Origin of the sequence: Streptomyces sp. GMY02 (assembly GCF_019056675.1) — a bacterium.
Taxonomy (GTDB): Bacteria; Actinomycetota; Actinomycetes; order Streptomycetales; family Streptomycetaceae; genus Streptomyces; species Streptomyces odonnellii.
Map to the genome: position 1 here is coordinate 3,743,455 of NZ_CP077658.1, position 12,647 is coordinate 3,756,101.

Here is a 12,647-nt window from a genome sequence, read left to right on the forward strand (position 1 = left end):
CCAATTGAAAGGCCCAATCGCCGGTTTTGGTAACCGGCGATCGTCGGCTATGTTGCGCTCGCGCGGTTCGCCGCGAAGTGGTTCCCGAGGGACCGGGAACGGCTTGGAGCGGGGCGTCGATCATGGATCTGACGTGGGGTGTTGTGTTGTAGCTTCCCTGCCGGCGGCGCGTCAACGGCTTGCCGATGTGATGCTTCTGGCTGTGCGGTCCGGGCAACTATTTGGTCAACAGCGGATCGTGCCTTACGGTTTTCCTCCCGCCTCCCACCCAGCCCCATTTCTCGCAGCCTTTCTGCCGTGAGAGATTGCGCCGGATAGGGCTGGACTTGCGCGACGGGGGTGTGGCTATGTTGACGACACCCCCGGAAACGCAATCGCTTCCCGGCGCGCGTCCGCGCCAACGTCCCCCGCTCGAATCCCGCCCCGACCGACGGTGAGCCGTGCTGTCCACGCACAGGCCACCGAGTGAGGACCGCCCCGCACTTGGCACGAATCCGCACCATCAAGCCCGAAGCCTTCGTCTCCGAGTCCTTGGCCGCCGTCTCCCTGACCGCCGAGCGCACCTTCCTCGGCCTGCTCACCCAGGCCGACGACCAGGGCCGACACCGCGACCACGCCGCGATCATCGCCGGACAGTTGTGGGTCCTGCGCCCGGAGCACACCCCGTCCGATGTCGAGACGGACCTCGCCCAACTCGCCGACGCCGGGCTGATCTGCCGCTACAAGGCGCCGGATCACAAGCGGTACCTGCACATCGTCACCTGGGGCCTCCATCAGAAGATCAACCGGCCCAGCAAGAGCCGCCTCCCTGCATGCCCGCATCACGAGGTTCCGGCCGGAGTCACACCGGGCCCAGCCGAGGCCGGATTCACGGAGCCCTCACTGCCGTCTCACGGAGCCCTCCGCGAGGGCACAAGGGGAATGCGCGAGCCCGCAGCGAATCCGGGTGCCGCTTGCGAAACCACAGGTCAGGACAAATTCATGGAGGACTCCCTGAGGATTCATGGAGTCCTCCCGGAGCCGTCAGTGAACCCTCACTGCCCGGATCTAGGACCTAGGACCATGGATCTAGGAGATACCCCTTCGGGGGGCGCAAGCGCCCATGCGCCCGACATCGTCTCGGCCAAGCAGCTCCTCGGCGAGTACATCGCGGCGTGCAATCACCGCCCGCCGGACGCCTTCCTGAACCATCTCGGCGGACAGGTGCGCAAGCTGCTCGACCAGGGCATCGCCCCCGCCCACCTCCGGGCCGCCCTCGAACGCCACAGGGCCAAGGGGCTGTCCCCGAGCGTCCTGCCCAGCCTCGTCCACGAGGTCATGAACGCCACCTCCTCCGCCACGCCCGCCGCCCACCGGGCGTGGACGAACCCCACCGACGTCGTCGCCGCCTACGGAGATGAACTCTGACCGCCACCCTCACCCGCGCTCCCCAGCGCGTCGGCCCGCTCGCCGACCGGCTCAACACGATCCTCGCCAACCGCGGCATCGACCCCGCCGCTGCCACCCAGGAGCCGGCGCCCGAGACCGTCACCGCCCTGGAACTCGCCGACGCCCGCATCCCCGCCCGCTACCGCCGCGCCTTGGCCGACCACCCCCAGATCGCCACCTGGGCCGACCAGATCGCCCGCGCCGGACGACCCGGCCCGACCGGACCCGGCATCGCCGAGGGCCCCTCGCTGCTGATCGCCGGCCCCACCGGCACCGGCAAGACCTACCAGGCGTACGGCGCCGTACGCGCCCTCCTCACCCGAGGCGTCCGCCTGCGCTGGGAGGCCACCACGTCCGCAGACCTCCACGCGCGGCTCCGCCCCCGCGCCGGCCACGACGGCGAACGCGAGCTCCAGACGCTGGCCCGCTGCCCGCTGCTGCTCCTGGACGACCTCGGCGCGGCCAAGACCAGCGAGTGGACCGAGGAGCTGACCTACCGGCTGATCAACCATCGGTACGAGCGCATGCTCCCCACCCTCATCACCACGAACCTCCCCACCGCCGAGCTGCGCATCGCGCTCGGCGACCGCGTCGCCTCCCGTCTCGCCGAGATGACCGAGCGGGTCATCCTCACCGGCCCCGACCGACGCCGCACCGCACCCGCCGCCTGACGGATACGCGCTCCCTTCCCACCGCCTCGCCCAACCTCGCTTCCGCCTGCCCTCGAACGCGCGGACCCCATGGAGAGCCTCTGCATGACCCCTGGCACCACCACGCTCATCAGCGTCGAAAGCACCGGCATGCCCGTCCTGCCGCACTGGATCCCTGCGCCTGCGGCCATCGCGACCCTGCTCATCGCCCTCGCACTAGTCACGCGATGGCTGTGGCCGCGCGCCCGCAAGCTAGGCGGCGGAAAGCGGCGTAGCAGCGCCGCCGTCCGGGTCGCCGCTGTCGCCGCGATCGGCTGTACCGCCTACAGCGCGGACACCAGCTGGCGCTTCGCCGCCGACTACCTCGGCATGGGCAGCACCGTCGAGCGCGCCTTCATGTTCGCCACCGCTGAACTAGCCTTGTTCGCAATGGCATTGATGGCACGCCAGAACCTTAAGGGTCCCAGGCAGGCGCCGGGGCCGCCTGGCGTCCTGGTATGGGTGATCACCGGAGGCCAGATCATCCCCGCCTACGCCGAGTCCGGTCCCGTCGGTGGCACGGTCCGTGCCCTGATCGGCCCGGTCATGGCCGCAGTCCTCTGGCACCTGGCCATGGGAATCGAGCTACGCAACCACACCCCCGAGGCCGCCTCACGCAGCCTGCTCGCGATCCTCGGCCGGCAGGCACGCGAGCGACTCCTGGCGCGCCTGGGCGTCCACGACCAGGACGCCGATGCCGCACGACTCATCCGTGAGCGCGCCCTGAGCCGGGCCGTCACGTTGATCCTCCGCGTCGAAGCGATGCCCGAGACGAAGCGCAACAAGGGGCGTGGCCGGCGTGCGACTCGGCGCCTGCACGAAGCGCTGGAGAGGGCCGACGTCGACGGTGATCTTCGCCAGGACGAGCTGCTGCTGCGGAAGCTCGGGACCCGACAGCAGGCCACACGGTTGGCCTCGCTCCCGCTGCCCGAACGGTGGGAGACACCCGGATACCGAGTCAGCCGGCCCCGCACTGCCGCGACGAAGCGGGCAAGGCCCGAGCGCCCGGAGGCCGTACCGAATCCGGGCGACGAAGGCGTACACCGCTCGGACCGCCCGGAATCCATCGTCCGCCCTCAATCCGCTACTGATGCGGGCGCGGAGGTGAGTACGGGCAGAGACGCGGATGCCGAGCCTGGCGAGAAGCCGGAGCCGAAACGCCAGGGTCGCAAGCCCGACCTGCCGCGGGATGCCCTCATCGCGTACGCGGAGCGCATCTACCGCGAGACGGGTCGCCTCTCGCGTGACTCCCTCAAGGCAGCCGTCCGTGCCGACGGCCACCAGGTCGGCACCGACCTTGCCCAGAGCATCGTCAACGCGGTCAAGGCCGAGCACCAGGCGCCCGCCCGTACAGGCCACCCCCACTGAACGCTCCCCCCGCACCTCTAACCACCCATCGCTGAAAGGCACTTCTGCCATGCCCCGTTCGACCGTGCCCGCCTGGACCTGCGACGACGACGCCTGCCCGATCTGCACCGCTCCGGAACGCGACGAGATGAGCATGCTGCGTTGCGCCATTCTCACCCTGCTCGACCAGGGCCGTTGGATGGCCGGCGACGACATTCCCCTGCCCGACATCCTGTCCGCCGGCGGCGACTACCTGAGCCGGCTCAGGGGCTCGACCGGTGAAGGGACCCCGGTGCCCGCGACCGAGCACTGGGCCTGGCTCGCAGCCGAGCTGCGCCTGGTTGTCGCCCGCGCCGCCGGACTGGATGCCGTCAGCACCCTCGACCCGCGCATCGACGACACCCTGACCACCGCCGCTCGCCTCCCGGAGCGGCACCTGGTGGATCTGCTCGACCTCGCCGCCGAGCAGTTCGCCGAGCTCAACACGCAACCGCGTGCCGCCTGAACCCACCACCCCCGCAACCCCGACACAAGGACATCTCTTCGTGCGCGACCGGTACGCCGAACTCCCCATACCCCAAAAGCAGATGGTCACCACTCCCGTCACACGCGCAGCAAGCAATGGCGATGGACCGTCCACAGGCCGGTCCATCGCGGACTCCTCCGCCCCGGGGGTGGCGGAGGAGCAGCTCCGGCACGAGGGCGTGCCGGAGCAGGAGCGGGTGGGGGCTGGCGGACAGCCGACCGTCCCTGCCGCTGGGGCCAAGCAGCGCGTGCCGCACCGTCGCGCGAACCTCGACGCCCAGCGCTCCGAGCACGTCACCGCCCGCTTCGCACCGTACGAGAAGCACGACATCCAGTCGGCGGCGAAGACCGCTCACGTGACCATGGCCCGCTACATCGCCGACGCCACCATGGCCCGCGTCCACGGTGAGATCACCGTCGCCGCTCCTCGCACGGTCTACGACGATGCGGTCGACGAGCTCGCCGCTCTGCGGGCGCAGATCGCCCGGATCGGCAACAACGTCAACCAGATCGCCCGCCGCCTCAACGCGGACGGCGATCCACACCCTGTGGACGCCGCGATCCTCCACCGGGCGGACCGTCTGCTCACCACCGCCCACGACACGGTCCGGGCGATCGACGACGCCGCTTTCCGGGCAGCCGGGCAGAAGTGGGCGGTCTGAGGTGATCGCGAACATCGTCAGGCCGGGCAACCACACCTACGGCGTCCTGAAATACCTCTTCGAACAGGGCCGCTCCAACGAACACACCGACCAGCACATCGTCGCCTCCTGGGACGACTTCATCCCCGACCCCGGGCCGTGGGACAGCCCTGGCCACAAGCAACGGCTCGCCCAGCTCACCAATGCCCTGGACTTGCGGGTCGAGCAAGCCGGCGACAAGGCACCGGAGGGGCACGTCTGGCACTGCTCGATCCGCGCCGCGCCCCAGGACCGCATCCTCACTGACACCGAATGGGCCACCATCGCCCGACGCGTACTGCACGCGACCGGCATCGCACCAGACGGCGACCCGGACGGCTGCCGCTGGGTTGCCGTGCGGCACGCAGAGGACCACATCCACATCGTCGCCACCAAGGTGCGCGGCGATCTGCGCCCGCCGCGGAACTGGAACGACTACCACCGCGCCATGAACGAACTCACAGCCGTCGAGGAAGACTTCGGCCTCACCCGAGTTGCCCGTGGCCCCGAAGCCACTGCCAGCACCTCGGCGGTCAAGCGCTCCACCCGGGCCGAGGAGGAGAAGGCCAAGCGACTGGGCCACGACAAAACCGCGCGTGAGCACCTGCGGCACACCGTGCGTACCGCCCTGTCCCACGCGAAGGACCTGGACGAGTTCTTCAACCTGCTCGCCGATGCCGGCCTTCAGGTCGAGACCCGCACCCTGCCCTCCGGCGACCTCGGCGGCTACAAGGTCGCCCTGCCCGACGACGGCACGCCCATCTGGTTCTCCGGCTCCAGCCTCGCCACCGACCTGTCCCTCCCCCAGATCCGCCAGCGCCTAGCCGCCACCGAGGCACAGCCCACAGCAACCCCGTCACCCCGCCAGCACCGCCCCAACCCCTGGCACGTGGCAACCGCTGCCGCCGAACGCATCCCCCACCACCTCGCCCACGCCGACGACGGCGCCGTCCAGGCCCACCTGACCGTCTTCGGCGAAGTCCTCTACGCGCTCCCCGCCCATGCTCCTGCCGGACTCCGGGCCGAACTCCAACGTGCGGCTTCCGCCTTCGAACATGCCGCCCACACCCGCGCCCGCGCCGACCACCAGCACGCCCGCGCACTGCGGGGCGCGCTGAAGGCCATGCGCTACCAGCCCGCGGACCACACCGGGCTGGCCATGCTCTTGAACACCGCCATCCTCATCGTCCTGGCAGTCCAGCGCCGCAGCGCACTGCACCACCACGACCGGCAGGTGGCCGCCGCCCGTAAGACGCTCACCCACCTGCAAGCCGCCTACGACCAGATACGCCCCGCCAGCCTCGCCGCACTCGCCAAGCACAGTCCCTCCGACAACACGGTGCACCGGTACGCGCGCATCCTGAACGAGGTCCTGCCCCTCCACGCCGAACAGATACTCACCGAAAACGCTTGGCCCGCCCTCACCGCCACCCTCGCCGCCGCCGAAGCCGCTGGCCACAACCCGGCCACCGTCCTCCAACAGACAGCCCAGCACCGCTCCTTGGACGACGCCAAGTCAGCATCCGAAGTCCTCGTCTGGCGCATCCAGCGTCTCGGCGACCGGCACGCACCCGGCCCCGGCGCACGAACCGCGCAGGCTCGCCGCCTCGGCACTCAGACCGCCCCGCAGACCGATTCCGGGATCCCAAGCGCGTACGCGCCGCCCGCATCCCACGCCGGACGGTCGCGCTGAGCCGCAGCCCCTGGCGCGGGCCACGAGGAACGACACCACGCGTAGCCACGGACCACTACAAAGCCGACGCGTCGTAGCTACACATCCCCGGTTACCGAAACAGGGGATTCTCCGGAGCCCATGTGTTGCCCCACCGCCCCATCCCTCAACAAGGAGCACCCCCATTCCCCTCACCGAACCCCGCCGACACGTCGTCCAGCTGTGCGGCGCGTACTTCAAGTCCCACATGGGCACCAAGACCTGGTTCCACCACGATGGAGGCCCCTTCACCAAGGCGGAACAGGCCGCCGCCCTCGCGCCCACCATTGACGAGGTCAAAGAGGCGAAGAAGCAGATAGACCGGTACCACAAGTACCTGCAGAGCTGGATCGAAGCCTCCGAGGACCTGGACCGCTTCCTCGCCCCCTTCCTGGACCAGGCCGACACGAAGTCCTTCGGCAACGCCATCAACCTTATGAACGACAACGAGCGCCTGAAGCTCCAGCGCTTGGTCAACGCGGCGACTGAACCTGTCCGCCCGTTCACCCCGTACGTCTTCTGACAAACGGCGGCACGGACCGCATCGCCAGATGAGGAAGGGGGTCGGTGACCGGGAAACCATCCCGGTCACCGGCCCCCTTCGCGTCCTCCGAAGTCACCGTGTGCGCTTTATTTTGTCAACGGCCTTCGCCAGGTACGCGTCGACAATGCCCGGCAAGCCAGAAGCGACCACAGCCACCGTCCCGGTACGGACGGCCGTCTGCTTGACGATGCTCCTGCTCCCGCCGGAGGAGAAGGTCAGCAACTGGCTCCACTGCTCGTCGCCCAACTGGGCGGCGTGCGCCTTCTGAGCCGTGACCGTGACGGAGGTGCTGCCGCCGAGGATCTGATACGTGGGGCAGGAGGTCATCGCGTCGAAGATCCGGGCCGCCCCCTTCGAGAGCCTGGTCTCGGTGTCGCTGTACAGCTCCTCGGACACCTGGGAACCACCGTCACCGACGTAGGCGAAGGACACCTTCGCCTTGTGGGAGAAGTCGAGACTGCCGCCGACCGCAGCCTCGCCACCGAGCTCCTCCAGCGCCGGACAGCCAATCACGGAGACGCCATCGTGCCGCTCTGCACGCTGCGGCTGCCGAACGTAGCCCTCGCCCAGATCCCTCTCGTCCAGGAGCCGCTCCACCAGCGCAGACGAGGACAGTGGAGCGGGCACCGAGGCCCTCGCGCCCTCTGAGCGCGCCGAAATGGCTGTCGAGGGAGTGGGGCCGTTTGGAATCAGCACTTCCGGTCGAACACCCTGTCAGGGCGAGGGCCGTGACGCTGAGGACGGTCGTGGTGTGAAGGCGCATGCGAACCCCTTGGTGATCTGCGGAGCGGGCAGGTTGACCAGGCCGGTCCTCTGAGCGCCGGCAGGGAAACGGGATCGGGGTTCAACTGGATTCCGGGGTTCAGTGGCCGAGGTGACGCAACCCTTCCTCAAGGGTGGGGTGCCAGTGATCGGCCGGACCGGAGTGGCGGTTGTACCAGGCCGCGTCCAAGCCCAGCTCCTTCGTCGTATGGCCAGCACGGCATCGCAGCCACACCGAGTCGTCGCGCATGCAGAGGACAACCCAGGTCCGGTACGCGCCGCACTGGGGGCACTCGCGTACCTCGCCGTCAATGACAAGCGGCTGGTCCCAGCGCATCATGAAGCCAGCGATGTCCTGTCGGGAGGGCGCCCGAAAATCCGGCGGCAGGAAGTCGGGCTCCACCGCGGCCTCGGTGGCGTCCTGGGCGGTAGCGGCGGCCGAGCCAACCGCATCGGGCCAGGGCATTTCGGTGTGCATCTGCAACAACGCCTTGCCCGCACGCTGGGCATCACGGAGCTCACGGTCGAAGCGAGCACGTTGCCGGAATATTCGGAACATAGAGGTCTCCATCTCTGCCAGCTGGCGAGTTCGAGGGACAGGCCGGTCACGGAAATCGGCGGTCGGCGAGGAGCAGCACAACAGCCACTCCCAGGGCTCGGGTCGTCAGCTGCGGCGGACGATCAAGAGCCGTCCTACGGCTTCCTCGGGCAGGGTGCGGCGGGGCACCAGGGCTGGCGACGCCAGAGAGGAGGCGAAGGCGGCGACCAGGTCGTGGGGGACGCTGGCGCTGAAGCTGGCGCACCACAGATACGGGGCGCCGAGAACGGGTTCCGCCCACGCCTGCCATCCCATCAAGTCAGGGCGCGGGTCCGCGTCCTGGACAAGCGGCGGCTGCAGTCCCAGGGAGACGACTGCGGAGAACCCGGGGTCCATAGCGGTGGTGTGGGGGCTGTCCAGGTCACGGACCCAGCCTTGGGCAGCGAGCGCGTTGAGGACCGTCTCGGGCCCCTCGAAGCCGATGTCGGGTGCCTCGCGGGCGTCGATCGCCACGAGGAGATCGGCGAGAACCTCGTACGGGATACCCGCGGTGAAGTAGGCATTCCACTCGGTCATGGCGGTGTCGGCATGCGGGCGAGCGCTGAGGTGCCAGGCCACGGGCAGTCCGCCCAGTTCGGACGGGTACGCCGCGAGAATCCACTCGGCGCCGCACAGTTCGTCCGGGCTCACGTACAACAAGGTGTTGCGGGAGGTGGGCCACATGCGCCAGCCGAGGCCGGTCAGGGTGGTCCCGATCTGCTCGGCGAGAGCACTGTCGTCACCGGCCAGGTGGCGAGGGGTGACCCAGTACACCGGATCCGTCGGAGAGGGGAGGGAAGGGTCCGTGGGGTGGTGCGGGTGCAGGGGCGCCTCCATGGGCTCGGAGCAGATCTTCCAGCGGAGCGTTGTACGTTGACATGCCGTGGCGCGGCATGCCAGTCATTGAGGGATGTTTCCTGTCTGCCGTCGGCGAACCGCTGTCCTTGACAGCGAAGTCAGTCGTGGGTAACCCGCTGACCTGCGCGGACTGGGTTGAATGTCCACGACCTTGCCCGCGATGGCGCCGTTCTGCATCGTGCGCATCAGTCAGTTCGGTGTTCAACCTCGGCAGTGTGGAATCAGGGTGTCGATCACGCAGAAGGCGGGATGAGCCCTTCGCCCTAGCGCGGCGCGCTGGACATGGACGCTCCGGTGGCGAAGTACTGGCCGGAGTTCGCCGCGAACGGCAAGGCAGACATCCCAGTGCGCTGGCTGCTGTCCCACCAGGCCGGCCTGATCGCACTTGACCAACCCGTCCCGTTGAACGAGGCGTTGGCCTATCATCCCATGGCCGCCGCACTCGCCGCTCAGCGTCCCCAGTGGACTCCGGGCACGACGCGCGGATACCACGGCCGGACCTGGGGCTGGCTCGTCGGTGAAGTGATCCGCCGGGTATCAGGCCACATGCCGGGCCGCTTCTTCGCCGACGAGATCGCCGCCCCCCTCGGGCTCGACTTCTTCATCGGACTGCCGGCGCATGAACGCGAACGGGTCAGCCGCATGGTGTATCAGCGACCGGCCATCGACCTCACCACCGTGCCCGCCGAGTCCGTTCCCGAGGAACTCCGCGAGCAGGTTGCCGCGTGGCGCGACCCGGACTCGTTCAGCAACAGGGCGTACGCGGTCACCGATCCTGCCGAGATCGACTTCGGCTCGCCCGAGGTGCAGGCCGCGGAACTCCCGGCCTCCAACGGCATCGGCACCGCGCACGGGCTGGCGCGCATGTACGCCGCGTTGATCGGCGAGGTGGACGGCGTGCGCCTGCTTACTCCGGAGACCTTGGAATCGGCGACCAAGGAGCAGGCGAGCGGGAAGGACCAGGTGATGCTGATCCCGAGCCGATTTAGCAGCGGATTCATGCTGCCCACCGAGACCAACCTCATGACTGGCCAAAATGCCTTCGGCCACACCGGCCGAGGGGGCTCACTCGGCTTCGTCGACCCTGAGCATGGCATTGCCTTCGGTTACGCAATGAACAACATCATCGGAGGAGCCAGCGATATACGTGCTGAATCTTTGGTAGACGCAGTGCGAAGGTCACTGTCGTAACCAGTCCAGGTTTAGACGCAACCCACCAATAGCAGCTGATTGCTCGGATTGCCCCGTGCCTATCGCCTACAGGCGCCCTGCAACGGTTACCAAGGACAGGACACGGCCGTCGGCCCAAGCACTTGACTCCTGACAGACGGAACAGCACGTCTCGCCATCACTGGAGTCAAGGTGCATAGCAGAAAAATGCCAGCCAAATCCGAGCGCCCACACTGGCCCCACTCGGGCAGACCGCATGCGGTCCACACCCACGTACACAATGGTGACGATTAGGAGCAGGGCTTGCGGGATATCTGAAATTGATATCAAGCACCCCCGCCGGTAGACGAGAGAGTGTCACCCAGCTGAAAGCGCGATCTGGGCCAGGCGGCGGGCCCCGAGGACAAGAACCCCTTGCAGTACGACCTCTTCGTCTACTGGCAGGCCCGATGCACGGAGTTCGCTCTGGACGTACGCTTTCGCCGCATTTCGATATTCGATGCATGCCTGTCGGGTAACGCCAGCCACAACGCCCGGCGCCCGTCCGCGACCGATTGTTTCGAATTGCTGAGCAAGCCAGCGATACGCCGCAAACTGAAGGCTGTGTTCTGCGGCGTCCGCCATCACTCGATCATCTCGCAAGTAAGGACTGTCGGGATCTGAGATCATCTTCCAGGCGCGCTGTTCAGAGCCCGTTAGGGTCTCTGAAGGGATACCGCCCTCGGCGAGCGTCGTCGAATTCCCTGTCAGCTCGGCAATCGGGCACATGGCCGCAAGGGAAACCAATCCCTTGACGCCATTGGCACCCACCTTAGTGTAGTTGACATTGCGGTCACCCTTAATTCCGGTTCCTAGCCAGAAGTCAGGGTTGGCGAGATAGGGAGCAACCCGCGCGTTCATTCGTTCGATCCAGCGATCCAGGACAGCAAATCTATCCGATGAACATTCCCACTCGCCGGAAAAGTCAGACCGGGCGATATCAAACCTGACCGCCGAGAGGAGGATGCCGCGCTGAAAGATCACGGCAAATGCGTTATCGCCAGATTTCACATTCTCGGCGATACTGCGGGCAAGGTCACTCGGGTCATTCCCCGTGCGGGTTTGGAATGCCTGCTTTCCGTACTTGTCGAAGCCAAGCCAGAGCTCCAAGGGGCCGCCGATCAGCCCTGCCGCCTGATAGCCCTCCCGCAGCTTTTTGTAGGGCTCCAGCTGTAGGAGGGGGCGCACGATCGCCTGCCCAACACCGCTCGCGAAAGCATCCGCAACTGCAGAGACTTCTTCAGCAGAAAATATGAATGGCAATGCGTCGTCTTCATACTTACTCACCCTATTACGCAGGGCAAGCTCCGACCAGCGCGAATCACCTGTAGGGCCGATGAGCGCACTCACCTTGGTGATATATTCACGTAGACCCTCATAGTCCGACTCGTCGCAACGATTCGGATAGATCTGCCGGATGGTTTCATGCAATCCGAGGACACTTGTAAGATGAAGACTCCGATCGAATTTTGCCTGATCCGAGTGCCAATCGACGAGGGCCAGCGGAATTCGATCAATCGAATCTTGGCCATCGCGACCATTTCCGACTTCCGACGTCAAGAGACGGCGCATGCTTACGGACACAAGGTCTTGATCGTCAAGCAGATATGTGCGTGTCTTTGAGACCGCCACGGCATGCTTGTTTAGGGCGACGAAAATGCTCCTGCAGGCATGGAGCAGCCTGTCCTGATCTCGAGCAGGAACGAATCCGGCTCTCTCGTCAAGAACCAAAAGAAGTACAGGAATTTTCGTGGTATCCGGCTTGAGTAGGTTGGTCTGCGGTGAGTCGAGGATCTTCTTCAAGGCCAGGAAGCGGTGTTGGCCATCGAGAATCACGGCACGAGCAAGCTTAGTACTCCACCGGATGAACCCGATATCCGTTCCGGGCAAGTTGTCGATTTGGACGGGGCCGATCGACGTACGCTCCAGATCACCATCCGGGGTTTCAGCTGGGGCGGCTGAGTCTTCAATGTAGCTTTCAGCGACTGTGTCGGCCTTGTCTGGATCGACTGGTAGGAGGACGACGGTGAAGGCGTTGAAAAACTTGAGTGAGCCGGGTTGCCTCAAGTAAGTAGCGATCGGGCCGGCGGCACGGTCCTCGTCAACCGTTCGCTGAAACAGTTCCTCGAGTTTTACGGGCTCGTCGTCACTAAATGCTAGCTCCCGGGCCAGGCGCAGGTACTGATCTGCTTCCCTGATGGTCATCGAGATGGAGAAGTAGGGGACTTTCTCATCACCGATGGCGTATTCGCCTCGGACGTAGGAGTATTGGTCGGTATAGGCTGGGCGCCGACGACTTAGTGACGAAAGGCTCATG

At 66.6% G+C, this 12,647-nt stretch carries 11 protein-coding genes and 1 pseudogene; 8 read left to right on the forward strand and 4 right to left on the reverse strand.

Annotated elements, in window-relative coordinates; all coding sequences use genetic code 11:
• Positions 1–483 precede the first annotated feature (483 nt).
• From KQY30_RS15680 to KQY30_RS15710, 7 genes are all read left to right on the forward strand, one after another.
• Positions 484–1,407: a hypothetical protein gene (locus tag KQY30_RS15680; RefSeq protein WP_217307349.1), complete on the forward strand. Its 924-nt coding sequence runs from the start codon at positions 484–486 to the stop codon at positions 1,405–1,407.
• Entirely contained in the window at positions 1,404–2,099 is a 696-nt protein-coding gene (locus tag KQY30_RS15685) for an ATP-binding protein (protein ID WP_217311086.1), read from the forward strand. The genes KQY30_RS15680 and KQY30_RS15685 overlap by 4 nt, the downstream gene beginning before the upstream one ends.
• Before the next feature lie 84 nt (positions 2,100–2,183).
• Positions 2,184–3,485: a hypothetical protein gene (locus tag KQY30_RS15690; RefSeq protein ID WP_217307350.1), complete on the forward strand. Its 1,302-nt coding sequence runs from the start codon at positions 2,184–2,186 to the stop codon at positions 3,483–3,485.
• Positions 3,486–3,534: 49 nt separating this feature from the next.
• Complete coding sequence (locus tag KQY30_RS15695) at positions 3,535–3,969, forward strand: hypothetical protein (protein WP_217307351.1); 435 nt, start codon at positions 3,535–3,537, stop codon at positions 3,967–3,969.
• Positions 3,970–4,009: 40 nt separating this feature from the next.
• Positions 4,010–4,651 carry a MobC family plasmid mobilization relaxosome protein gene (locus KQY30_RS15700; RefSeq protein ID WP_217307352.1) on the forward strand — a complete coding sequence of 214 codons (642 nt, stop codon included), beginning with the start codon at positions 4,010–4,012 and terminating at the stop codon, positions 4,649–4,651.
• A gap of 1 nt (position 4,652) precedes the next feature.
• Positions 4,653–6,362, forward strand: coding sequence for a relaxase/mobilization nuclease domain-containing protein (locus tag KQY30_RS15705; protein ID WP_217307353.1), 1,710 nt, complete (start codon positions 4,653–4,655; stop codon positions 6,360–6,362).
• 226 nt (positions 6,363–6,588) lie between these two features.
• Positions 6,589–6,903 (forward strand): hypothetical protein, encoded by a 315-nt coding sequence (locus tag KQY30_RS15710; protein WP_217307354.1) that lies wholly within the window; start codon positions 6,589–6,591, stop codon positions 6,901–6,903.
• A 93-nt stretch (positions 6,904–6,996) separates the two neighbouring features.
• On the opposite strand, the gene KQY30_RS15715 is transcribed toward KQY30_RS15710, so the two are convergent.
• From KQY30_RS15715 to KQY30_RS15725, 3 genes are all read right to left on the reverse strand, one after another.
• Complete coding sequence (locus KQY30_RS15715; protein ID WP_367997422.1) at positions 6,997–7,551, reverse strand: hypothetical protein; 555 nt, start codon at positions 7,549–7,551, stop codon at positions 6,997–6,999.
• 235 nt (positions 7,552–7,786) lie between these two features.
• Positions 7,787–8,245, reverse strand: a complete 459-nt coding sequence (locus KQY30_RS15720; protein ID WP_217307355.1) for a hypothetical protein — start codon at positions 8,243–8,245, stop codon at positions 7,787–7,789.
• Positions 8,246–8,350: 105 nt separating this feature from the next.
• Positions 8,351–9,100, reverse strand: a complete 750-nt coding sequence (locus tag KQY30_RS15725; protein WP_217307356.1) for a DUF317 domain-containing protein — start codon at positions 9,098–9,100, stop codon at positions 8,351–8,353.
• Between the two features lie 288 nt (positions 9,101–9,388).
• Here KQY30_RS15725 and KQY30_RS15730 point away from each other — a divergent pair.
• Positions 9,389–10,312: pseudogene (locus KQY30_RS15730) on the forward strand (serine hydrolase domain-containing protein); the annotation flags it as partial.
• Positions 10,313–10,648: 336 nt separating this feature from the next.
• Here the strand turns inward: KQY30_RS15730 and KQY30_RS15735 are convergent.
• Positions 10,649–12,646 (reverse strand): DNA sulfur modification protein DndB, encoded by a 1,998-nt coding sequence (locus KQY30_RS15735; RefSeq protein WP_217307357.1) that lies wholly within the window; start codon positions 12,644–12,646, stop codon positions 10,649–10,651.
• Position 12,647: the final 1 nt, after the last annotated feature.